At 54.6% G+C, this 23,090-nt stretch carries 20 protein-coding genes and 1 pseudogene; 20 read left to right on the top strand and 1 reads right to left on the bottom strand.

What is annotated here, in order from left to right; translation table 11 throughout:
- Position 1: 1 nt before the first annotated feature.
- Genes NB063_RS29835 through NB063_RS29825 form a run of 3 tightly spaced genes read left to right on the top strand, consistent with a single transcriptional unit; the run spans position 2 to position 4,002 of the window.
- A complete protein-coding gene (locus tag NB063_RS29835; protein WP_250933065.1) occupies positions 2 to 607 on the top strand; it encodes a PSP1 domain-containing protein in 606 nt (201 codons plus the stop codon).
- Between the two features lie 30 nt (positions 608 to 637).
- Positions 638 to 2,842, top strand: a complete 2,205-nt coding sequence (gene pta, locus NB063_RS29830) for a phosphate acetyltransferase (protein ID WP_250933064.1) — start codon at positions 638 to 640, stop codon at positions 2,840 to 2,842.
- Complete coding sequence (locus NB063_RS29825) at positions 2,839 to 4,002, top strand: acetate/propionate family kinase (protein WP_250933063.1); 1,164 nt, start codon at positions 2,839 to 2,841, stop codon at positions 4,000 to 4,002. The genes pta and NB063_RS29825 overlap by 4 nt, the downstream gene beginning before the upstream one ends.
- Positions 4,003 to 4,032: 30 nt before the next feature.
- Here NB063_RS29825 and NB063_RS29820 read toward each other — a convergent pair.
- Positions 4,033 to 4,296 (bottom strand): annotated as a pseudogene (locus NB063_RS29820) (copper-transporting ATPase); the annotation flags it as partial.
- A gap of 336 nt (positions 4,297 to 4,632) precedes the next feature.
- On the opposite strand from NB063_RS29820, the gene NB063_RS29815 reads away from it, so the two are divergent.
- The 17 genes from NB063_RS29815 to NB063_RS29730 all read left to right on the top strand — a co-directional run bounded on the left by NB063_RS29815 (position 4,633) and on the right by NB063_RS29730 (position 23,087).
- Positions 4,633 to 5,094: a hypothetical protein gene (locus NB063_RS29815; RefSeq protein WP_250933046.1), complete on the top strand. Its 462-nt coding sequence runs from the start codon at positions 4,633 to 4,635 to the stop codon at positions 5,092 to 5,094.
- A gap of 58 nt (positions 5,095 to 5,152) precedes the next feature.
- Positions 5,153 to 6,298 carry a polysaccharide biosynthesis/export family protein gene (locus NB063_RS29810; RefSeq protein ID WP_250933022.1) on the top strand — a complete coding sequence of 382 codons (1,146 nt, stop codon included), beginning with the start codon at positions 5,153 to 5,155 and terminating at the stop codon, positions 6,296 to 6,298.
- A gap of 2 nt (positions 6,299 to 6,300) precedes the next feature.
- On the top strand, positions 6,301 to 7,035 hold the full coding sequence (locus NB063_RS29805; protein WP_250933020.1) for a hypothetical protein: 735 nt from the start codon (positions 6,301 to 6,303) through the stop codon (positions 7,033 to 7,035).
- 194 nt (positions 7,036 to 7,229) lie between these two features.
- On the top strand, positions 7,230 to 8,615 hold the full coding sequence (locus NB063_RS29800; RefSeq protein ID WP_250933018.1) for an O-antigen ligase family protein: 1,386 nt from the start codon (positions 7,230 to 7,232) through the stop codon (positions 8,613 to 8,615).
- An 11-nt stretch (positions 8,616 to 8,626) separates the two neighbouring features.
- The gene (locus NB063_RS29795) at positions 8,627 to 9,526 is read left to right on the top strand and encodes an ABC transporter permease (protein ID WP_250933016.1); all 900 of its coding nucleotides are present in this window, start codon (positions 8,627 to 8,629) and stop codon (positions 9,524 to 9,526) included.
- A gap of 80 nt (positions 9,527 to 9,606) precedes the next feature.
- Positions 9,607 to 10,809, top strand: a complete 1,203-nt coding sequence (locus NB063_RS29790) for an ABC transporter ATP-binding protein (RefSeq protein WP_250933014.1) — start codon at positions 9,607 to 9,609, stop codon at positions 10,807 to 10,809.
- Positions 10,806 to 11,675, top strand: coding sequence for a class I SAM-dependent methyltransferase (locus NB063_RS29785; protein ID WP_250933012.1), 870 nt, complete (start codon positions 10,806 to 10,808; stop codon positions 11,673 to 11,675). The genes NB063_RS29790 and NB063_RS29785 overlap by 4 nt, the downstream gene beginning before the upstream one ends.
- A 36-nt stretch (positions 11,676 to 11,711) precedes the next feature.
- Complete coding sequence (locus tag NB063_RS29780) at positions 11,712 to 12,893, top strand: glycosyltransferase family 4 protein (RefSeq protein ID WP_250933010.1); 1,182 nt, start codon at positions 11,712 to 11,714, stop codon at positions 12,891 to 12,893.
- Entirely contained in the window at positions 12,890 to 13,849 is a 960-nt protein-coding gene (locus tag NB063_RS29775; RefSeq protein WP_250933008.1) for a glycosyltransferase family 2 protein, read from the top strand. Before NB063_RS29780 ends, NB063_RS29775 begins: the two co-directional genes overlap by 4 nt.
- Before the next feature lie 92 nt (positions 13,850 to 13,941).
- On the top strand, positions 13,942 to 14,526 hold the full coding sequence (locus NB063_RS32505; RefSeq protein ID WP_322975331.1) for an acyltransferase: 585 nt from the start codon (positions 13,942 to 13,944) through the stop codon (positions 14,524 to 14,526).
- 27 nt (positions 14,527 to 14,553) lie between these two features.
- Positions 14,554 to 15,687 (top strand): GT4 family glycosyltransferase PelF, encoded by a 1,134-nt coding sequence (gene pelF, locus NB063_RS29760; protein ID WP_250933006.1) that lies wholly within the window; start codon positions 14,554 to 14,556, stop codon positions 15,685 to 15,687.
- Positions 15,684 to 17,108 carry a phenylacetate--CoA ligase family protein gene (locus tag NB063_RS29755; RefSeq protein WP_250933004.1) on the top strand — a complete coding sequence of 475 codons (1,425 nt, stop codon included), beginning with the start codon at positions 15,684 to 15,686 and terminating at the stop codon, positions 17,106 to 17,108. The genes pelF and NB063_RS29755 overlap by 4 nt, the downstream gene beginning before the upstream one ends.
- Positions 17,105 to 18,121 carry an endonuclease/exonuclease/phosphatase family protein gene (locus NB063_RS29750; RefSeq protein WP_250933002.1) on the top strand — a complete coding sequence of 339 codons (1,017 nt, stop codon included), beginning with the start codon at positions 17,105 to 17,107 and terminating at the stop codon, positions 18,119 to 18,121. The genes NB063_RS29755 and NB063_RS29750 overlap by 4 nt, the downstream gene beginning before the upstream one ends.
- Complete coding sequence (locus tag NB063_RS29745) at positions 18,106 to 19,350, top strand: glycosyltransferase (protein ID WP_250933000.1); 1,245 nt, start codon at positions 18,106 to 18,108, stop codon at positions 19,348 to 19,350. The genes NB063_RS29750 and NB063_RS29745 overlap by 16 nt, the downstream gene beginning before the upstream one ends.
- Positions 19,347 to 20,702 carry a glycosyltransferase gene (locus NB063_RS29740; RefSeq protein ID WP_250932998.1) on the top strand — a complete coding sequence of 452 codons (1,356 nt, stop codon included), beginning with the start codon at positions 19,347 to 19,349 and terminating at the stop codon, positions 20,700 to 20,702. The genes NB063_RS29745 and NB063_RS29740 overlap by 4 nt, the downstream gene beginning before the upstream one ends.
- A complete protein-coding gene (locus tag NB063_RS29735) occupies positions 20,702 to 22,006 on the top strand; it encodes a glycosyltransferase (RefSeq protein ID WP_250932996.1) in 1,305 nt (434 codons plus the stop codon). Before NB063_RS29740 ends, NB063_RS29735 begins: the two co-directional genes overlap by 1 nt.
- Before the next feature lie 265 nt (positions 22,007 to 22,271).
- Positions 22,272 to 23,087: a hypothetical protein gene (locus NB063_RS29730; protein WP_250932993.1), complete on the top strand. Its 816-nt coding sequence runs from the start codon at positions 22,272 to 22,274 to the stop codon at positions 23,085 to 23,087.
- Positions 23,088 to 23,090: the final 3 nt, after the last annotated feature.

Genomic DNA, 23,090 nt, shown 5'->3' with positions numbered 1-23,090 from the left:
AGTGACTCAATACCTCGTCCGAATCGGTTTCACTGGCGATTGTTTCGTCGCGGCCTCACCCGTTGAGGCCGCGTTGTACTCTCGTGGCAGCGAAGTGCTCGTGCAAACGCCGCGCGGCATCGAACTCGGAGAGGTGCTCGGAGAGGTGTCGGATGAAACTTCTCCGTCCGAAGATGGCGATCGGTCAAACGACGACTCTTCACAGACGCCGCAGGTTCCTCGGACGCTGCAAATCATCCGTTCGCTCACCCCCGATGACCGACTCTTGGTCGAGCGTTTGCAGCGATACAAACGCGACGCCGTCCGCCGCTGCCAAGAAGTGCTAGCGGCGAGCGATTCGCAAGCGGTGTTGCTCGACGTCGACCAATTGTTCGACGGCAATACCCTGGTGCTGCACTTTCTCGGGCCGGTCGACGCCCTCGGGCGAGAGATCACCGATCGCATCGTTGCCGAGTACGAAGCTCAAGTGCAAACGATTCGTCTCGCCGAATTAATGACCCACGGCTGCGGACCGAATTGCGGGACTGACGAGGGCGGCGGATGTGGGACCAGTGGCGGATGCGCTTCGTGTGCGGTCGCGGACGCATGTACGAATAAATCGAACTAAAAGAACTCTCTCTAAAACCGAATCGTCATCATGCCCGACAGCCTTTATCTAGCAACAAACGAGAACGCGACGGGCAAACGGATGGTCGCACTCGGTGTCATGGAACTCGCGGCACGGCGATTCCGACGCGTGATTTTCTTCCGCCCCGTCGTACGTGATTCTGCCGACGAGGACCAAAGTATTCGGTTGATGCGTTCTCGTTATCAACTTCCCGCGTCGCCTCAGCAGATGTTTGGTGTGACCCGCAAGGAAGCACGCCAGATGTTGGCCGCAGATCGCTACGACGCCTTAATCCAGCGTATTCAACAGAAGTTCAAATCGCTGCAGGAGTCCGCCGATTTTGCAGTGGTCGAAGGCACGAGCTTTCAAGGACTCGCAACTGAAATCGAGTTCGAACTCAACGCCGACATCGCGGTGAATCTTGGTTGCGCGATCATGTCGGTTTACTCAGCCGCCAACCGCACGCTGGAGGAAAGTGTGCAATCGATTCGGATCGGAAACGATTCGCTCACCGATCATGGCGGGCAATTGGTGGCCACGGTGGTCAATCAAGTCGAGCCTGAGAAGCAGGACGCACTCCGGTCAGCCTACTCGGTTGCCGGTCTCGCGGGCGCCGCTCCGATTTACATGTTGCCCGAGGAACCCTCGTTGCGGCAACCGACGGTGCGGGAGATTCAGGTCGGCCTCGGGGCCTCGGTCCTTGGGGGCGATGAATCGACATTCGATCGGGAGGTCGCTCGTCTGAAGGTCGCCGCCATGTTGTTGCCTGATTTTCTCGAGCGAATGCAAGCGGGCAGCCTCGTGATCACGCCGGGGGATCGCAGTGACATCATTGTCGGATGCGCACTGGCGAGCTTGCATTCAGGGAGCCCGTCACCCGCGGGGTTGGTTTTGACTGGTGGGCTGCTCCCGCCGCTCGCGGTGCGGCGGATGGTGAATCCGACCAGCGGATTACCGATCCTGACAACCAAGGTTGATACCTTTACCGCCGCGACGATGGCGTCGAATGTCCGTGCCGAGATCGGAGAACATTCACCGCGAAAGATCGAATCCGCACTCGGTTTGTTTGAACGCAGTATCGATATCGAAGACCTCGCCAAACGGCTCGAGGCACCGGGGGTCCAACGTGTCACGCCGATGTTGTTCGAGCATTCGTTGATCCAACGCGCCCGCGAGAAACGCGTTCGCATTGTTTTGCCCGAAGGCCACGACCCACGCATTCTTCAAGCCGTCGACGTGTTGCGTCGCCGTGATGTCGCTGACATCGTCCTGCTGGGTGACCCGGAAAAGATTCGCGGCGCCGCCAGCCAAGTGGGTGTGATGCTGCCGGAACTTGATGCGTTTGATGCCAATGGCAACGCACCCAAAAAGAAACGAGGATCCGAAGGAACACCGACTGTTGAAATCATCCATCCACCGTCGAGTCCATTGCTGGCCTCGTTCGTCGAAGAATACTACCAATTGCGGCGGCACAAAGGACTCACTCGTGACGTCGCGCGCGATCGTATGCAAGAGGTCAGTTACTTCGGCACAATGATGGTTCGCCGAGGTCTCGCCAACGGGATGGTTTCGGGGGCCATGCACACGACCGCGGCAACGATCCGACCCGCGTTCGAGTTTATTAAGACACGTCCGGGTATCAATTGTGTCAGTAGCGTGTTTCTGATGTGTCTCAAGAGCGGGGTGCTCGTCTACGGGGATTGTGCGGTGGTCCCCAATCCGACGGCGGAACAACTCGCTGAGATCGCCAGCTGCAGTGCGGACACGGCATCGCAGTTTGGTATCGAACCACGAATCGCGATGCTGTCGTATTCGACCGGCGAGAGCGGCCATGGCGAAGACGTCGAGCGGGTGCGTACTGCGACCGCAATGTTGAAAAAAGCACGTCCTGAACTCTTGGTCGAAGGCCCTCTGCAATACGATGCCGCGATCGACCCCAGTGTCGCGGCGGCGAAGTTACCCGGTAGCAAAGTCGCCGGTCGCGCGACCGTGTTCATCTTTCCAGACCTCAACACGGGTAACAACACCTACAAAGCCGTCCAGCGTTCCGCCAACGCACTCGCGATTGGCCCGGTGTTGCAAGGTCTCCGCCGTCCCGTCAATGACCTCTCTCGTGGTTGTACGGTTGCCGATATTGTGAATACCGTCGCGATCACCGCGGTGCAGGCGCAAGCCTCGCAGTCCATCGCTCTCGATCCGGTCCCGCCCCACAACGACGAAGAATCAGACTCATGAATATCCTTGTATTCAATGTCGGCTCAACCACGCTCAAATACGCGTGTGTCGAGGTATCGACGGGCGAACGTCTCTACGAAGGTCTGGTCGACCGCATTGGCCAAGTCGGCGGAGACGCACCTGACCACCTCTCCGCCGCCCGCTGCGTGCTCGAACAGGCGGGGTTGCTGCCGAGCACGGGAAAGACAGCACCATCAGATGCACCGAAACTGTCCGCGATCGCTCACCGTATTGTCCAAGGTGGCGACAGCTATCCCACGCCGACGATCGTGAATGCCGACGTTCTGGAACATCTGAAGGCACTCGACTCGCTCGCGCCCCTACACAATCCATCCGCCCGATCTGTTGTTGCGGCGATTGATAGTCTCGGCGTGCCGTTGCCACAGGTGCTCGTGTTCGACACTGCGTATTTCAGCACGCTACAGCCGTCCGCCTACCGGTATGCCATTCCCGAATCGATCTACAACGCACATGGAATTCGCAAATACGGGTTCCACGGAACATCGCATCGTTTCGTGACTCGCCTCGCGATCGAGCGGCTCGGTCTAAAATCGCCGGCGAGAGTTATTTCGTTGCATCTCGGTGGCGGTGCAAGCGCGACCGCATCGATCGATGGCGTGGCGGTCGACACGTCCATGGGGATGACGCCGCTCGAAGGTCTCGTCATGGCGACACGTTGCGGCGATATGGATCCTTCGGTGCCGCTGCACCTGATCCGATCAGCCGGGATGTCCGCCGATGACGTTGATCGTTTACTCAACAAGGAGAGCGGTTTAGTGGGCCTGTGTGGCGAGGCCGACATGCGAGCAATCTTATCTCGCCGAGAAGCGGGGGATTCGGCGGCGCATCTCGCCATCGAGATCTATGTTCGGCGGATCCAGAAGACGATTGGCAGCTATCTGGCCATCTTGGGCGGCTTGGATGCGTTGATCTTTACCGCGGGAGTAGGCGAACACGCCGTGAAAATTCGTGAACTGGTCACCACCCCGTTATCGCATCTCGGTATCACCATCGACCCCTCGGTAAATGAATCACCGGAACTGATTGATAGTGTGGCAGACATCAGCCACCGTTCCGCTACCGTTCGCACACTCATCGTCGCAACCAATGAAGAACTCGCAATCGCGCGCGAGTCGGCTCAGTTGATCGCTCAAGAGTAGCCAGGAGGTTGCGCCGGATGTTGGCCGTCATCAGGTCCGCGTGACCGATCGCAGTCGTAGGGCGTTGCCAATTATTGACACGCTGCTCAGGCTCATGGCAGCAGCGGCCACCATCGGGCTGAGCAGCAAGCCCAACCCGGCATAAAACGGCCCCGCGGCCAATGGGATGCCGATCGCGTTAGAGAAGAACGCAGAAAACAGATTCTGGCGAATGTTAAGCGTTGTCTTGTGGCTCAGGTTCACCGCCGCCATGCCACGCAGATCTCCCCGGACCAGCGTCACGCCAGCCGATTCGCCGATCGCATCGATCACAAATGATCCGGTTTGGTTCAGCGTGCCGCCCGTGATCTTATCGCCGTCTGCTTTCGAAACCGCGATCGGTTCAGCGGTCAAGATGGATTCATCGCCCTAGCTACTGCGGCGGAAAAGACGTCCATCGACGGGGTTTTGGGCCACGAGTGGGTCGGGCGTAATCGGAGAGTAATGTGCCCGCCACGTGATGGTGAAACACTAAATCTTCAGTCTCATTTAGGAAAATTTGGGGTTTTTTGAACTGAGGCGAAAGTTGTGCGGGTTAGGAGGACGATAGGAGTAAGGAGGCTAAGCCAAACCGCCATGTGGAGGGTGCAAATGTCCCCAGAACTGCCTAAACCGAGCAACATCGAAGTGATTCGCCAAAGCGTCTTATTCAGCGTATTCGTTTTCGGTGTGTTTACGTGCACCGCACTCACATCCGGCGGTTCAGCGTCCGCTCAGGGTTATTCAATGGGCGGTTTGCAAGGGGGCGGTGTTTCGAAACCCGAATTCGACCCGCTGCCACCGTCGCTATCGCCGTACTTGGATTTGCTTCGCAGTGACAGTGGCGTCGTGAGCCCCTACCACTCATTTGTGCTGCCAAAACGACGAATCGCTGAGCAACAAACGCAGCAGTCGGCACAACTCCGTCATTTGCGATCACAAGTCGATCAGCTCAACACGGTTTCACAAAATCGCAGTCGAGTTTCACGCGACCGTGTCCCGACAGGGCGTGGTGGCTATTTCCAGCAATACTCACATTTTTATCCCGCTTCGAACAACGCCTCTCGTCGTTGAAGTCAGATTCTTCAACCCGCGTGAGTGACCACGCCGGTGAGTTCCAACAAAGAAAATTGTGAACCAATTACGCCAATCCTACCGACAACTCTGCCTGATTGGGCTAGCGATGTGCTGGCTCGGAGGTAGCGGATGCGCGGTGTTGGCACCGATTCCACTAAGCGAAATTCCCGGCCAAGGTGGAATGGCAATAGGATCCTGTGACCAGGTGTTGACCAGTCAAGTCGCCCAATATTGCGATGGCCCGGATACATGGGTACCGCGTGAACTCGACAAAGCCACCGTCCCGATCTATCGCGTTGAGCCACCAGATATCTTGACGATCGACGTCATGTTACAGGTACCACACAGTACCTACGGTTTGAATGTCGGTGATCGCGTTTTGTTGTCGGTCGTTGGGACATTTCCGGATGAGCCGATCGCGGGCGAATACGTTGTCCAGCCTGGCGGGGTGATTGACCTTGGTTTTGGTTATGGTCAAGTCGAGGTGGGGGGGCAAACAGTGCTGCACGCCAAGTCGCTCATCAACGCCCATTTGTTAAATCAGCTCCGTAATCCGCGTGTTTCACTATCGCTTCTAGATGCTTCCGGAACGCAGCCGATCTCGGGTGAGCACTTGGTTGGTCCCGACGGCACGATCACACTGGGGCAATACGGTTCTTTACTCGTCGCCGGAATGACACTCGACGAAATGCGGCATGCTATTGCCGATCATTTGTCGCCTTTCTTTGTTCGACCGATGGTGTCGGTGAACGTGTATGCGTTTAACAGCAAAGCCTTTTACATCATCACCCAAGGCGGCGGTCTGGGGGATAGCCTCGTTCGGTTGCCCTACACCGGAAACGAAACAGTGATGGATGCGTTGAGCCAAATCAATGGGCTTAGTTACGTATCGTCGAGTAGGATTTGGATCGCGAGACCGAATCGGGAATCAAAGACGAGCCAGATTCTGCCGATTGATTGGGAAGGCATTTCCCAGCGTGCGGAGGTGGAAACCAATTATCAGTTGTTGCCCGGAGACCGACTTTATATCGCCCATAATCGATTAGTTGCCTTGGATGGAGCGATTGCAAAGTTGGTTGCTCCGATTGAACGCATCTTCGGGTTCACGCTACTCGGCACGAGCACGGCGTCACGTCTGTCCGGGGACGTGTTGGGGAACAACTCCGGCTCTGGCTTTATTGCTCCCTCGCTGAGGAACTAGCCATGAGCAAGCGTCTCATCATCCAAACCACTGTCGGTTCAGAGCGGAAGATTGCTTCCGATCACGGGAGCCTGCGACGTTCCATTCAATGGATGACGATGAACTGTCTGCTGTGTTTGGTAGGAGCCTTTGGCGGTTGTGCTGTTCACCACCAGCAACTCTGTGAGTCGATTGTGAACCCTCGTGTGTGTCCAAATTGTTTGACGCGAAATCTGAGCGAATGCCACTGCTTTGCGCCAACGACCGTCGCGGGGTATCACGAAACACTTTGGCACCCAATGGGTGACGCATCGTTTGAGTCTCCTGTGGTGCAAAATTATGCAGCGTCAGTCCTACCGATTGAGATCGGCGATGCGATGCCCGAAGTGATCACACCAACCGCAGGTGCAAATCTGAATAACGCACCGAACGATCCATCATCGCGAAGCGATTCGTCGGGAGAGGCATCGTCAGTAGAGGAATTACCTGTCGAAGTCGCTCCACAAACACCTTTAGGGCGACTCAGCCGAGATCGCGAAGTCCATGTCGTGACTGCTTGGCAACAAAAGGATGGCGAATTGCGCATGGAATTCGTCAGTTCCACCAATTCGGGTGAGCAATCACTTCCGAATACCTCCTCGAGGCGCGTTATCCAACAGGTGCACGCTGAGTCACCTCAGATATTCGATACAAAGATTGTCGATCCCAAGAGTCAAGTAGACGTGGCCGACGTCAACCTTGATTACTACCGCCCATAACTTCACTACCGCAATGACACCGTAGGGACATAAACACCGTGTTTCGCCCGCTGAAGTCTTGATCCCATTTTCTAAGCACTGATAAATCAATCAATCGAGTAGTGAACTTCCCCGGAAATCCTACGCAGTGGGGATTTTGGCGAATCTCAATACAGAAATCGCCATGTTTTGATTCATCTATGAGTCCGTTTTTCATGTCTACCGCGACCCTACCCGCATCTCACCACCCGAACGCGATGTTGTCGTCAACTGACGATCGACATGGTTGGGGATTGGTATTGCTGGTCGCTGTGGTGGCAACACTCTTTGTGCGGCCAGCGGACCTACTGCCGGCACTACAGGCGTGGCCAATCTATCAGTTCCTGATTATAGGTTGCCTGGTGGTTGCTTACCGGGCGATGTTGCGACAGTTGTCGTTTAAAACCATCGCAAGCCAACCGGTAACCGCATGCGTGCTGCTGTTGCTCATGTCGGTCACACTTTCTCACTTGGCGCACGGTTTCCTTTGGGCGGCAAGAGCGTCGACCTATGAAGTCAGTAAATTGATTGCGTTGTTCCTGCTGATTGTTGGATTGGTTAATACACCAGGACGTTTGTTCTTATTCGTGAAGTGTTTGAGTGTTGCGATTACATTTGTCGCATTGCTTGCCTTGTTGGATCGCTATGAATTGTATTCGATTGGAGCCTTGGAATCGATCGAGGATCGAATGCGGACAGTGGATCAAGCGAGCGTAAAGGTTGACCGTATTCGTGGTACGGGAATTTTTAATGACCCGAATGATTTCGGGATGATTTTGGTAACCGGATTGATTCTGTGTGCGTCGTCTTTCATGCGACCGGGTGCTGGAATACGGCGATATGTCTGGCTGACGCCGATCGGCATTTTAATGGCAACATTGGCATTGACGCACTCGCGTGGGGCATTGCTATCGCTAGCTGCCGTTGTCCCAGCTGCAGTCGTTTATCGACTTGGTTGGAAGTACGCGGTGTCGTCTTTATTCATTCTGCCTGGCTTGGCGATGTTCTTCAGTGCGCGGATGACGAATGTGCAAGCGATTACTGACGGGACAGGACAAAGTCGAATTCAAATTTGGTCAGATTGTTTGGTCTTGTGGCGACAGTATCCCATCTTTGGAAGCGGGGAAGGAATGCTAGTTGAGGAAATCGGTGTAGTCGCACACAACTCGTTTTTACACTGCTTTGTCGAATTGGGGGCCGTCGGCGGGACAGCTTTTGCGGCCAGTTTCATGGCAACGTTGCTTGGATTGTGGTCTTTACGAGACCGGTTTTGGGATCCTGAAAGTGAACATTCGGCTCCCGAATTGCACCGTTTGGCTCACTTGCGGATGTTCCTGTTCGCGGCGGTGTCCGCCTATGCGATCGGAATTACAACCATCTCTCGCCAGTTCGTTGCTCCGACATTCCTGATTCTTGGTCTAGGCACAACAGCTCAATTGGTTTGCCCGAAGTCACTACCCACGCTGCGATTGAACAATAGGTTCTTTGTGATGTGCATGATGTGCGGCATCGGAGTGTTGTTGATCTGTCAAGTTGCCGTTCGCGTTTTTAATCAATTTTAAGGCTGCACGATATGAAAACGCTGAGTATCGACACAAGAAGTTTAGAAATTGCATCGGCAACGGTAGACGCGACGGAGCGTGGTGCCACGGCGATGCCTGTTTCACACATACAATCTCAATCGGCTTGGCATGCATTTGATTTCGCCGAGATGTATAAGTACCGAGACCTGTTTCGATATTTGGTGCGACGAGAAATCAAGGTGCGATATGCCCAGAGTGCGATTGGTGTCGGTTGGGCCATTTTGCAACCGCTGTTCACGATGCTGGTGTTTACGGTGATTTTTGGTCGGTTGGCAAAGGTCGGGTCTGACGGCGCGCCTTACGCGTTGTTCAGCTTTGCTGGCTTAGTGCCTTGGATGTTCTTTTCCAACGCGGTAACTGATGGCGTTAATGGGCTGATCGGCGGCGCATCGATGATGTCAAAGGTCTACTTTCCCAGGATATTCATGCCGCTGGCTGCCAATGCAGCTCGCTTGATTGATTTTGGCGTCGCCTCCTTGGTGATGGCGGGTTTGATGATCTGGTACGGCATCATTCCAAACTTAGGTGCGCTCGCGTTGCCTTTCGTCTTGGCGATGATGTTTCTGACCGCCTCAGGTACAACACTTTGGTTGTCTTCATTCGCCATTCAATATCGGGATGTCAAACACGCGATGGGATTTATCGTTCAAATTTTGATGTACGCTGCCCCGGTCGTTTATCCCGCATCACTAATCCCGGAGTCTTTTCAACGACTCTATGCGATCAATCCAATGGTTGGCGTGATTGAAGGCCTGCGTAGCGGTTGGTTGGGCACTCGGGAGATGCCCTGGGATTTCTTATTCATCGGTTCGCTCAGCGCGGTGTTGCTGTTCACAACGGGTGTCTCGTACTTTAATGCCAAACAGCGTGTCTTCGCTGACCTCGCTTAAGGATTGTGAAGTTGCAAGTAATCTCAAATCATTCAGACGATCACGCAATTTCCGTACATGGAATCGGCAAGGCATATCGCTTGGCAAAGCGACAAGCGACGCCGGACACACTTGTTGGTGCGATTCAAGGCATCGTCAAAGCTCCGTTTCGGAATTTCCAGTACCTTCGTTCGCTAAGTCGCGCCAATCACATGGCAAAACAAGACGATGAGGACCTTTATTGGGCGTTGCAAGACGTTACGTTTGAAGTTCCCGCTGGCGAAGTTGTGGGCGTGATCGGTCGAAATGGTGCCGGCAAAAGCACTCTGCTGAAGATCCTATCCCGGATAACGCAGCCAACTACTGGTGAAGCGATCATCCGGGGTCGTGTGTCGAGTTTGTTAGAGGTCGGGACAGGGTTCCATCCCGAGTTGACCGGCCGTGAGAACGTGTACATGAACGGCACGATCCTGGGGATGACGAAGCGTGAAATCGATGGCAAGTACGATCAAATCGTCGATTTCGCGGGTGTGGAGCGGTTTCTCGACACGCCGATCAAACGCTATAGCAGCGGGATGCAGGTTCGGCTTGCGTTCTCGGTTGCCGCCCACTTGGATCCGGATATTCTGATCATCGATGAAGTCTTAGCGGTTGGGGATGCCGAGTTTCAGAAACGCTGCATTGGCAAAATGAAGGAAGTCGCTGGCGGGGGACGAACGGTGATGTTTGTCAGTCATAATATGTCCGCCATTGGACAACTTTGTACCTCCGGTGTCTTGCTATCCCAAGGACGAGTTGTGTCACAGGGCGATCTGGATACCGTTGTGCAGGCTTACATGGACGACTTGTTTCGCACCGAATCTTCGATAGGCGATGATACGACGACGGTGTCCGTTCAAACCGCAGTTGATGGCGATCCAAACCAGCGAATGTGGAAGTATGGTTCGATGGTTCGTGTGCGAGTTGACGTGGAAACACAACTGGCGATAGCGAACCCGGCAGTTGATCTGTACTTCAATTCCAGCGCGGGACGAATGATCTTTGCCCAGAGTGATCGATTCGTCAAACATTTCGACAGTGAATCGAATCGATGGGTGTTCGAATTTCTGTTTCGCAACAACGGATTTGTGTCGGACTACATGACCATCGATGTTGGATTTCGGTACTGTTCGAGTACTCGGTATCTCGGCTTATGGCAATCGGTTGCGGCGATCGCCTTGGGAGAGGTCCCTCCAGGGCACTCACATGGCCGAGATTGTCCGGTTGCGGTTCCCTGTAAAGTGCAACTAATGGAGGCGGCATGATCGATCCATCCACCACGCCTACGCTTGCACCTTATTTACCGGCAGTTTCAACAGGTGCCTCGGGTTGGACTGGCCCCGATGTGGCTAGCTTCGAATTTCGGGCGACAGGTTCACCGTTTATCGACAGGATTTTCGAGACAGGAGAACTGTTTGATTTTGATGGTCAGTTGCATCCAATGGAGACATACATCCCGAAGAGACAGGGAGATTTGCTGTATAGCTTGGTGCGTCATTTGGAGCCGCAGCGAACGCTTGAAATTGGGCTTGCCAACGGAATATCGGCTCTGCACATCGCAACCGGTTTGCAGGATAACGGCATTGGTCATCACTTGGCGATTGACCCCTATCAAACGACGGATTGGAAAAGTGTGGGGTTGGCGTCCCTTTGCAGGGCTGGCTTGGAGTCGTGGGTTAGCTTGGACGAACGACCCTCACATTGGGCGGTTCCGGACTTAGAACAAGCGGAATGCCGGGTGCAATTCGCTTTTATTGACGGGAGTCACTTGCTGGATTATGTGATGACCGACTTCATGACCGTCGACCGGATTCTGGACGTGGGTGGTTTGATCGCGTTTGATGATTCGGATTGGCCCGCGGTGTTGCATGTGATTCGTTTTGCACTGACGAATCGGGACTACGAGGTATTTCCAACCGGTCAGGTTATTGAGCCGAGCCCAGGCAAGCCTCGGCATATCACTCGGCTGGTGCGGCGACTGGTGCGGAGGTCAAACCGCTTGCAACGTATTGTTCGACCAAGCTTTACGATTCCCGATTTGGAAAGACACGTCGAAGGCCGTTGCGTGGTGCTACGAAAAACAGCAAATGATTCCCGGCATGCGCTGCAGGGGCAGCCGAACGAATTTTAGCGTTTGGTCGACGTCGACCAACTCAAAGGATTGAGTATGAATTTAGCCGCAAAGGATTTGCGAATCTGCGTTGCCTCAACAGGGCTGGGGCACGTCATGCGCGGAGTGGAGGGATGGGCACACGACTTGGGGCATGCACTCGCCCGTCGTGGGCACAACGTCTTATTGTGCAAAGGCGATGGTGAAGCGACAGCACCGTTCGAACGTGTGGTTTCCTGCTGGACACGTCGATCCGAGGCGACGGAGCGATTGCTTCGCTGGCTGCCAAAATCATTAGGGTGGCGCGTTGGACTCGGCAATGCATACAACGTCGAGCAAACAACATTCGCTTGGAACTTGCTCGGGATACTGCGACGCGAACGCGTCGATGTCTTGCACTTGAAAGATCCGCAAGTCGCGTTGCTGGTGCAGCGCGCGGCGCGAATGGGGCTGTGTCAGACGAGGGTGCTTTTCGGACATGGGACCGAGGAACCAATCGAGTCACTTGTGCAACTCGAGCATGTGCATCATTTGGCGCCTTGGCATCAAGACGAAGCGGAATCCGTACTCGGTGCTCGCGAGGGTTGGTGTACCATTCCCAATTTTGTAGACACCGACCGCTTTCGCCCGACCATCACCTCAACCTTTCGTCGTGAGTGGTCAATTCCTGAGGACGGTTTGGTGGTCACGGTGTGTTCGGCGATCAAACGCCAACACAAGCGATTGGACTGTCTGATCGAAGAATTCTCGATGGTTCAGCAACAGCGGCCAGACTTGCCGGTTTGGTTTGTGATCGCGGGTGGCCGTAGTCAAGAGTCAGACCAGCTGATCGAATTTGGGCGTGCAAAACTAGGGGACCGCGTTCGATTCGTTCCTGAATTGTCGCGTGATCGGATGCCGGAATTTCATGCGACTGGGGACGTTTTCGTCCATGGAAGCTTGTTCGAGATGTTTGGCACCGTGATGGCCGAAGCATTGGCTTGCGGGGTTCCTTGCATCATCCACGAACATCCCGTCATGCAGTGGGTTGTGGGTCCCGGTGGAATCGCGATCGACATGCGTGTTGCGGGTAACGTGGCCATGACGCTTGTGCGGTTGCTTGACCAGGAAACGCTGCGAAAGCAGATGGGCGTCGCAGGCCAGGCGTACTGCCGTGATCGATTCGACCAGGATCGAGTAATCGATCAAACGGTCGAACAGTACGCCAAAATTTCTAGAAGGAAGGCGGTGGCGGCGTGAGTCATCCCGATTTGACGATCAGCGTCGTGATTCCCGTGTACAACGCCGCCGCGACAATCCGCCGAGCGGTGGACAGCGTGCTGGCCCAAACCTTTGTGCCGCTGGAAATCGTTGTTGTTGACGATGGAAGCTGTGACAGCACCGCTTCGATCGTGAGTCAATACGGAGCCGCGGTGCGTTTGATTTGTCAGGAAAATTCTGGCACCGCAAGTGCGCGAAATACCGGCATCGAACATTCCCGAGGAGAGTGGATTGCCTTCTTGGATGCCGATGACTATTGGGACCAACAAAAACTGGCTAAACAAGTTGAGGTGATCAAACACCACGCTGAAGTCGGACTGATTGCGAGTGATTATCACACGCAGTTGCCTGATCGTATCGATCGTGAGTGGCAGCGATGCGCCCCTGAGTCGTGGTGCGATCGAGTTTTAACTTCATCGGATGTGGATCCGTTTTTGTTAGGAACTCGATTCTGGACCGGGACGATTCTTGTCAAACGCACGGCACTGGGTGATGACCGTTTCGTTTCAGGATTGGAACCGGCAGAGGACCGTGATCTATGGGTGCGTCTAACGAACAAGACGTCGGTCTGGCTGATACCGGAACCGCTGGCAACTTGCGTTTTGGAAGCGGGGAGTATCTCGCGAGTCGACATCCACAAAGACTGCAACGCGATGCTGGCAGTCATCGATCGACATCCGAAACTCTTGGGGGTGTTGAATCGGTCGGTGTGGAGGTCATACACGTTCTATCGATGGGCGGCGATGGAGACGCGACCGATATCGGCACTTGGTCTATTGATCAAGTCGTTTTGCGTTTGGCCGGCTTCCCTATCCCAGATGCCGACGATGCAAACGTTGGGGCGATCGCGACGGCTGATTCGTATCGTTTGTGACCTGGTCGTGAATGCGTGTCGCTTTCGAGGCGTCATTGCGCCAAGGAGGGCATCGGAATGATTGAGGCCATGAAGTCAATCGTTCGACGTGGTTTGCAGTGCCACCTTCCGGTGAACTGCGTCACAAAGCCCGGGTTTTCGCTGCTTTATCAGATGCATGTTTTGATGCGCGAGTCGTGGCTGTGGGCGATGCGCGTGATATGGAGTGAGCCACTTTTTCGTAGCCAATGCGAATCGGTCGGGGCACGCTTTCAAATGGAACAACTTCCCTACATCGTGGGCCGGGGTCGTATTTTGATTGGCTGCGGCGTTCGTTTGTCAGGTAAGTCATCGTTCGCGTTTAGTTCAAAACATGGCGGGGCGACGCTGGTGATTGGTGACCGTTGTTTTCTAGGACATAACTGCGCGGTCACCGTTGCCAAAGAGATCATCATCGGGAAGGACTGTTTGATTGCTGGAGGCGTGCGTATCACGGACTTTGATGGCCACCCTCTTGATGCCGATGACCGTCGAACTGGACAGCCTGCGCCAATTGATGCCGTTCGCCCGGTAGTGATCGGAGACGACGTTTGGATTGGCCACGGCGCGGTGATCTTAAAGGGCGTGCGTATCGGGAATCGCTCGGTTATCGGCGCGCGAGCCGTGGTCACCCGTGACGTGCCCGAGGACTGTGTTGTGGCGGGTAATCCTGCCCGTGTCGTGAAATCTCTTTCTTATCCACTCCGGAACGCCAGTTAGAACCCGTTAGCTAGTTTGAAACAAATCGTGTCTACCCAAACGCTTTCCTCTACCAAAAATCGACGACGTGGTAACGCCACGTTGTCCAGCATGCGCCGAGTGGTACATGTGGCGTTGGGGACGGATGTGGGCGGGATGGAAAAGCTGCTAGTCGAGTTCGCTAAATTTTCCAATCGAGATCGATTCGAGCCAACGTTTGTTTCGCTACAGCATCGTGGCAACATTGCCGACGAAATTGAACGCTGGGGTAGTCCCGTTTTCGCCTTTGGCAAACCGGAAGGTTTACAACCGACCTTGGTGCTTCGGTTGGCGAAGCAACTGCGCGAACTTCATGCCGATGTGGTTCATACTCATAACACAGCGGCCATGGTGTACGGTGTTCCAGCGGCGAAACTGGCTGGGGTGAGGACGGTGATTCACACTCGGCACGGCCAGCGTTTAGGTGCCTCAGTGCGTCAGAACGCTCTGTTCCGTTGGCTCGCCAAGGGGTGTGACCGAGTGGTCAGTGTTTGTGACGACGGGACACGATTGACGGTGCGCGAAGGAATCTCGCCACAACGAACGAGCACGATCTGCAATGGTGTTGATTTGTCTCGGTTTGAAAATGTGGGGCCCCGTGCGGATGGCCCGGTAACTCTGGTCGCGAGATTGAGCGAGGAAAAGGACGTAGCTAACTTGATTCGCGCGATGGCCATCGCGATTGATTCATCGAAGGCTCTGAGGCTGCGGATCATTGGTGATGGATCGGAACGGGCGAAGTTGGAGACGCTAACCCAATCACTCGGGCTAGAGCGTGTTGTCGAATTTCTGGGACGGCGATCTGACGTGGCCGACTTGCTTGCACAAGCTTCGGTCTTTGTATTGCCGTCGCGGTCCGAAGGAATCTCGCTGACTTTGCTGGAAGCGATGGCTCGTGGCCTACCGGTCGTGGCGACAAGTGTAGGTGGGACGCCCGAAGTGGTTGTCGATGGCGAGACCGGACTACTGGTTCCCGCTGGCGACGTCGTCGCCCTGGCCGACGCGATCGTTGAGTTGAATCAGCATGCTGAAGCGGCAGCCGAGATGGGACGTCAAGGCAGGAAACGCGTCGAGCAACATTTTACGATTGAGCGAATGGTTCATGAATACGAGCGGCTCTATGAAGCGGAGTCGAATGCATGAGCAAGCCAATTGAATTTAGCTCGACTTGGAGTGAACGTCTTTATCGTGGCATCGTGTTGCCAGGATTTGAAACGGTTTTTAAACGTCGAAAGACGTTTCAGTTTGCTGACGAACTTCAACGATCTCAGTGGTGGTCAGAAGCTGAAATCGAGCACCTACAGAGGACTCGACTTGTATCGTTGATTGATTTCTGTTCCCAACATTCGCTTTACTATCGCGATCTGTGGTCCGATGCGGGCGTGCGGCCAGCGGATATACAGAGTGCCAGTGATCTTCCGAAGTTGCCGCTGACCACTCGCGAAACCATGCGTGACCATTCGGCGCGCATTCGCACCGAGATAACCGGTCAGGCCAGCGTTTCAAAATCGACTGGCGGTTCTAGCGGGACACCACTTCGTTTTACGATCGATACCGAAGCGAATGATAGACGAGTTGCCGCGGCACTTCGTGGATATGCAATGGCTGGCGGAGGGGTGGGGACGAAGCAGGTTCATATTTGGGGCGGAGCATTCGCCGATCAAAGCCGTTTGCGTGCGGCGAAGGAGTATGTCTATTCTCGCTGGTTGTATCGCCGTTGCATGCTCAATAGTTTCCATCTGAGCGATTCCAACGCGGAAGGGTTTATCCATCAAATCAATCGCTTACGTCCACAGGTGATTGTTGCCTACACCAATCCCATCGATATGTTGTCGCGGATTATTTTGGAACGAGGTGTCCAGGTCCATCAGCCACGAGCGATTATTACGGGGGCAGAAAAACTATACGATCACCAACGCGAACGCATCGAAGCGGCGTTCCACTCGCCCGTCTTTGAAACCTACGGGTCGCGTGAGTTCACGTTGATTGGTGCAGAATGCCCAGAACACGCTGGACTGCATCTGACCAGCGAAAACCTGATTGTTGAAGTCGTTAACGAAGATGGGCAACCAACTCCGAGCGGCGAAGAAGGAAACATCGCCGTCACGGACTTGTGGAATCGGTCGACGCCGTTTGTTCGTTACTTGATCGGTGATCGGGCCGTCGCTGGCACGGTGAATTGCCCGTGTGGGCGAGGGTTACCGATGTTGCGGAAGGTGGTCGGTCGCCGATTGGACATGTTGCACACCGCCGATGGTCGACATCTACCGGGTGAGTACTTCCCACATCTGATGAAGGACTTTGCGGCTGTACGTCAATTCCAAGTGGTGCAACCGACCGCTGAAGAAGTTGTGGTGAAGGTGGTGGTCGATGGCAGTTGGTCGGCTGAGCAGGCCAAGCGATTGCGGACGCTGGTTCGAGAAGGCGTCGGAGACACGACAACATTGCGGATCGACGAAGTGCAATCGATCCCATTGACCTCGCATGGGAAACACCGGGTCGTGGTCAGCTATCTCGGCGACGCATCGCCCCAGGACGCTCTGAAAGTGGAGTCGGTCCTGTGAAAATAGCATTGCGCATTATTGTTGGACTGTATCTAGTCGTGTTGTTAGTGATCTGGGGGATCGTGCTTCGCGACACTGGGGACAGCTGGCCGGTCACTCTGTTTTTGTTTTCGCCACGTTGGGTAGTGGCGTTGCCGCTGTTGGTTCTGTGGCCGCTCACGATTTGGAAGTCGCCGAAGTTCAGTCTGTTGTACTTCGTGCATGGCGTCGTAATCGTGATCCCGATTATGGGCGCGACGCTGGGGTTGAGTACGGATCGGCGAGAAGAGTCAATGCCGACGTTCCGAATGCTGACCTGCAATCTTGGCGAGGGCGAACTCAATCGTCCGAAGTTAATCTCTCTCGTGAAGTTCCATCAGGTTGACGTGGTGTTGCTGCAAGAGTGCCGAACCGTGGTGTCTGATCCGCTCTTTGAAGAACTCGGTTGGAACCATCGTCAGGCTGCCAACCTCGCGATCGGAAGCCCGTATGAATTGAGTGAGATTCGTGTGCTGACGCGACAGCCTAAGTCCAAATTCAGTGCGATCGCTGGAGTCGCTTGCGATATTCATTGGAAACCTAGCGTTGGAACCTCGGAAGCTGGAAAGTGGATCCAGATAGTGGGCGTTCACTTTCCAACATTCCGCCCTGCGTTTGAGCGAGCTCGTAAATTCGATGGAGGGGCGGAAGAGGCATTTCTGCAATTGAGTGAACGATACAACGTGATCGTGGACCAGACGGTGCAAACGAGCGAACGGTATGCAGAAGAGTCAGGGATGTCCACTTTGATTGCAGGTGATTTTAACGTGCCGGTTGATAGCGACTTTTATCGCCGGCATTGGAAAACGCATCAAAACGCTTTGTCGCTCGCTGGCAGTGGATTTAACTACACCAAATACACGCGGTTTCATGGCATTCGTATTGATCATGTATTGGCTGATTCGCATTGGCGCGTGGTGTCAGCACAAGTTGGTGCCAACTTAGGTGGCGACCATTGCCCCGTTATCGCGGAGTTGCAATGCAAATCTTGGTAGTAACGTCGACCTATCCATCGCCGATACACCCACGACAAGGTGCGTTCAATCGAATCATGGTTGATGCACTGCGTCGCAACCATCGTGTTGCTGTGATCGCACCAGTTCCTTGGACCCAGTTGTGTTGGCAAGACATCGGAAAGGATCTGTTCGAGCGGAAGAAGGAATTCCAATTGGTGGAAAACGATACCCAGTATCCGGTTTTCTACTACACACCAAAGATTTTTCGAAACCAGTATCACCACTTCTACTGGATGTCGATGCGTCGCTGTTTATCGCGATTGCCTAACGACTTTCGGCCGGACGTGGTACTCGGATACTGGTTGCATCCCGATGGCGATGCTGCCATACGGTCGGCGAGGCATTTCGGAGTTCCCGCGGTGGTGATGTCGGGCGGAACGGACCTCAGAATACTGACGCAAAACAGTAGACGACGGAAAGCGATCATGCGAGTCATGGATGAGGCCGATCGAGTGGTGGTCGTTAGTCGCGAGTTGCGCCGGCAAGCGGAGAGTTTGGGCACGTCGACTGACAAAATCGACGTCGTCAACCGCGGTGTCGATCTCGATTGTTTCACACCGGGCGATCGGATCAAGGCTCGTCATGAATCTGGATTATCGGCTGACAATGTCGTTTTGGCATGGGTCGGACGACTTGAGGCGGTGAAGAATCCCCGCATGCTGTTGCGTGCGGCTGAACGATTGACGCAGCATTGGAGATCCAACCTACGGATTCTGATAATTGGTGATGGCTCGATGCGTGTGTCGCTGGAGCAGGAATGTCGACAGCGTGGCTTGTGCGAGTGCATTCGTTTCGAGGGGAATCTCTCGCAGGCCGATTTGGCGGTTCGATACCGGGCTGCCAATGCAACTCTTTTGACCAGCCATAGCGAGGGCATTCCAAATGTGCTGCTCGAATCCATCGCCTGCGGAACTCCATTTGTGGCGACGAATGTAGGCGGGGTTAGCGAAATCGCGACGATGGGAATCGATTTTTTGGTCGAGAATGACGATGCGGATGAATTAGCACAGGCAACGATCGAGCTCGTTTCTAGGGACGTGTCTCCTCGCCGACGCGACTTCGTTCCGACGGATCCTGCTGAGATGGTCAACGGGCTTGAAGATGTGTTTCTTCGCACTCTCGACAATCGCTGCGTGTTACGACGCGCAAGCGGAAATATCAGCGTCAACGCACAAGCACGGAACCACAGCGCCAGGAGGGCGTCATGATGCGGCGAGTCTTGTTTATTAGCTATGCCTATCCTCCGACCGGTGGCGGTGGTGTCCAGCGGTCGGTGAAGTTCACCAAGTACTTACCGCAGTTTGGCTGGCAACCGACTGTATTAACCGTCGCCAATCCGTCCGTCCCGGTTCACGATGACACGCTGGTGCGAGACATCGACCCTGCGGTAGAAATCATCCGAGCCCGCACTTGGGAACCTAGTTATCGTTGGAAACAACACTTGTCCGGCGGTGCCGTGTCCAGTGATTCAAACTCCGGCGATCGCAAAGAGAAAACATCCAGTTGGAGGCGGTCGCTGAAACGCTGGACACGGCTGCAAGCGATGTCGTGGCTGCAGCCGGACCCTCAAGTGCTATGGAATCGTTCGGCATATCGAATGGCCAGTGGAGCGTTGAGGAAACAACCACACGACGCGATTTTTGTGACCGGACCACCGTTTTCATCGTTCCTATTAGCATGCCGCTTGAAGCGTGCGTTTGGACTGCCACTGGTGGTTGATTTTCGTGATGAGTGGATGCTCGCGTGTCGTTATTTAGATAATCATCAACAGTCCGGTAAAGCTGCTAATGATCAACGCACGATGATGTTGGATGTTTTGGCTTGCGCTGATGCGGTGGTCGCGACGACGCAGGCCAGCGCGGCCGAGTTGAGCCAGCATTGCCTGGAAGTTCAGTCGCGTGCAAGGGTTTCGTGCATTCACAACGGTTTTGACCCTAGTGATTTCCCCGATGTTGGGTCATCAACGGAAGTAGCATCAGAGCGATTTCGGTTGGTCTACACGGGAACCCTTTGGCGATTGACTGACATCAGTCCGCTGGTTGATGCGATTGTTCGATTGCACGTGCAGGATCCTGACTTGGTCAGTCGGTTGGATTTGGTGTTGGCCGGCCGGCGGACGCCTGAGCAAGATGCGGTGCTAAAGCGGCTCGAACGCACGACGGTTTCTGTGGTTCGGCATGACTACCTGCCTCATGACGAGGCATTGAAACTAGCCGCTGGTGCAGATGGGCTGTTGCTACTGTTGTCAGGTGACACCGGTGCGGAGCGGGTGGTACCCGCAAAACTGTTCGAGTATCTCACGCTGCAAAGGCCGATACTCGCGATCTGTCCACAAGGTGAGACGCGAGACTTGCTGTCCAAGTACAGCTCCGTACGAGGCTTGGGTAACAACGACATCCAAGGGATTTCAGATTGGTTGACAAAACGGATTCGTGGAAGCGAATGCGAAGAGCCCATTAGCAATCACAAGGATGTGTTGCGGTTTTCTAGGGTAGCGTTGACCGAACGGCTGTCTGAATTGTTGTCAAATTGTGTAAGCGTCCAACGAAAGGCTGCCTGATGTTTTCAATAGCTGCCTTGTTGGCTTGGGGATCGCTGTCGGCGTTGGCCTACACCTATGTCGGATATCCGCTCCTGGTTTGCTGTTTTGCAAGCTGGTTCGGTGAAACGTCCAGGAAGACCGCGGCGGTGGTGGGGCGGGAGAAGCTTCCCAGCGTTACGGTGCTGATTGCGGCGCATAATTCCGAACGTCATGTAATCCAGCGGATTGAAAATGTGTTAGCCAACGATTACCCGGCTGAACGCATTCGCGTCGTTGTTGCCTCGGACGGCAGTCACGATAGGACGGTCGATTTAGTGCGTTCGATTGATGACCCCCGTGTGACCTGCCTCAGTTTTACGGAGCGTCGCGGAAAAGCGATGACACTGGTTCATGCGGTGGAGCAACTCGGCGATCGTTCCGCAGACGAACTCTTGATATTCACGGATGTCACTACTCGCTTTGCGTCGGACGCAATATTGCGAATCGCGGAGAACTTTCGAGATCCTGCGATTGGTCTGGTGACGGGACATGTCACCATCACGGATTCGCAAGGCCGACCTTCGGAGTCGCTGTACTGGAAGTGCGAGATGCGAGTGCGAAGCTGCGAAGCACGACTCGGCATCATGCTGGGCGCCAGTGGCGCACTGTACGCGATGCGATTTCCGTTGTTTGTGGCGCCTCCGTCGGCAGTCATCAACGATGACTTGGTGTTTCCGACATTGGTGCATTTGCGACACGCGGTGGGAATTAAGTTCGATCCGTCCGCTCGCGCTTTTGCGGTGGGAGGAGAAGGTTTGATAGCCGAGTTTCGTCGACGCCGACGCATCGGTGCGGGTGCCATTCAGTGCTTGCCTGTGCTGAAAGAACTGTTTCAAAGGCGGCACGCCAAGCAGGCCTTTGCATTTGTCTCGCATAAGTGGTTGCGATGGATGAGCCCGTTTTTCTTAATAGTTGCGGCAATTTCCAATGCGTGCTTGATTGAATCAACGTTGTATCGCATCGTGGCCGTGTTGCAGGTGTCGGCGTACGGATTGGCGATCATTGGTGCGATTATGCCCAAATCGAGTCACAATCATTTGGCTCGAATTACCCGTGCCGCAACGTCGTTCGTTGTGATGAACGCGGCATTGGCGTCTGGATTTGCGCAGTGGGTGTGGCGTCCCCAAAATGCAATTTGGACTCCCACACTAAGACCTTCATCAGGCTCCCATACCGACGCGATGTCTCCGGTAGATTCCGTAGCAGTCCCGCCGCCAAAACTGGCGCGCTGGCTACCAGGGGCTTTGAGAACGGGTTCTGATTCGATGCGAGTCGGGACCTAGCGAAATGCCAGCGATTCAGATGCCAAAAATCAAGGGTATGCATGGCGCCACATTTGCGCACGCATTCTGGGCAGGGCTTCGTCCTGTCCCGCGGTTTCGGCATTTGTTCATTTGTGTCGCTGATCATTTCGAACCGGGATGGAAAACGAATTCGGAGTCCTTAAAGCGGGAGCGAGTGGCCCGCTGGGCTAGTGGTTACGCTCGTTCGGTGGAAGGCGTAGTGGATTCGAGAGGTCGACCGCCGCAGCACACGTTTTTCTACCCGATGGAATGCTATCAGCCTCAGTTGGTCGAACCGCTCAATTGTCTAGCCCGAGCAGGCTATGGTGATGTGGAAATTCATCTGCATCATGACAACGACACGAGTGATAACTTGCGTGCTTTCTTACTCAACGCAACCGAGACGCTCAATCGCGACCACGGTTTACTCTCGCGGGACTCAATCGGCGACCTTCGTTATGGATTTATTCACGGAAATTGGGCACTCGATAACTCGCATCCCGATGGCTGTTGGTGCGGCGTCAATGATGAACTGACGGTGCTTCGCGAAACCGGATGTTATGCAGATTTTACGATGCCAGCTGCTCCTCACCCAGCGCAAACGCGAATGATCAATTCGATCTACGATGCCCTGGATGATCCTGATACGGCGAAGTCTCATGACGTCGGGGTTCCAGTGTGCATCAATCGTGATCGACCAACAGATAGTTTGTTGATGATACAGGGTCCGCTCGTGATTTCGCGTCCAAATTGGCGTAGGAAGCCCAAGGTGGAGAACGGCAATCTTTCTGGATCCCAACCTCCGTCAGCGTTCCGTATCAATGATTGGTTGCGAGCGGGGGTGTGCATCGAGGGACGTTCCGATTGGCTCTTCGTCAAATTGCACACCCATGGTGCCCAAGAAGCCAATTCGGCTGTGTTGCTCGGGGACGCGATGAGGAACATGCATCGCGGGCTGAAAGAGAGCAGCGAACGCCACGGATTTGCGTACCACTATGTTACGGCCCGTGAAACGGCTCAGCTCGTCACGCAAGCTCGACTCGGTGTCATCGATCCGGACTTTGGTTCCTTGACGTGGTAGGAC

This window comes from Aporhodopirellula aestuarii (assembly GCF_023701485.1).
GTDB lineage: Bacteria > Planctomycetota > Planctomycetia > Pirellulales > Pirellulaceae > Rhodopirellula > Rhodopirellula aestuarii.
This window is presented reverse-complemented; position numbering and strand designations above follow the sequence as displayed.

Bases quoted from the DNA above. Each gene is read 5' to 3' on its own strand.
- pta (WP_250933064.1), top strand. From the start codon at position 638: ATGCCCGACAGCCTTTATCTAGCAACAAACGAGAACGCGACGGGCAAA.
- NB063_RS29825 (WP_250933063.1), top strand. From the start codon at position 2,839: ATGAATATCCTTGTATTCAATGTCGGCTCAACCACGCTCAAATACGCG.
- NB063_RS29815 (WP_250933046.1), top strand. From the start codon at position 4,633: ATGTCCCCAGAACTGCCTAAACCGAGCAACATCGAAGTGATTCGCCAA.
- NB063_RS29805 (WP_250933020.1), top strand. From the start codon at position 6,301: ATGAGCAAGCGTCTCATCATCCAAACCACTGTCGGTTCAGAGCGGAAG.
- NB063_RS29800 (WP_250933018.1), top strand. From the start codon at position 7,230: ATGTCTACCGCGACCCTACCCGCATCTCACCACCCGAACGCGATGTTG.
- NB063_RS29795 (WP_250933016.1), top strand. From the start codon at position 8,627: ATGAAAACGCTGAGTATCGACACAAGAAGTTTAGAAATTGCATCGGCA.
- NB063_RS29785 (WP_250933012.1), top strand. From the start codon at position 10,806: ATGATCGATCCATCCACCACGCCTACGCTTGCACCTTATTTACCGGCA.
- NB063_RS29780 (WP_250933010.1), top strand. From the start codon at position 11,712: ATGAATTTAGCCGCAAAGGATTTGCGAATCTGCGTTGCCTCAACAGGG.
- NB063_RS32505 (WP_322975331.1), top strand. From the start codon at position 13,942: ATGCATGTTTTGATGCGCGAGTCGTGGCTGTGGGCGATGCGCGTGATA.
- NB063_RS29755 (WP_250933004.1), top strand. From the start codon at position 15,684: ATGAGCAAGCCAATTGAATTTAGCTCGACTTGGAGTGAACGTCTTTAT.
- NB063_RS29745 (WP_250933000.1), top strand. From the start codon at position 18,106: ATGCAAATCTTGGTAGTAACGTCGACCTATCCATCGCCGATACACCCA.
- NB063_RS29740 (WP_250932998.1), top strand. From the start codon at position 19,347: ATGATGCGGCGAGTCTTGTTTATTAGCTATGCCTATCCTCCGACCGGT.
- NB063_RS29735 (WP_250932996.1), top strand. From the start codon at position 20,702: ATGTTTTCAATAGCTGCCTTGTTGGCTTGGGGATCGCTGTCGGCGTTG.
- NB063_RS29730 (WP_250932993.1), top strand. From the start codon at position 22,272: ATGGAATGCTATCAGCCTCAGTTGGTCGAACCGCTCAATTGTCTAGCC.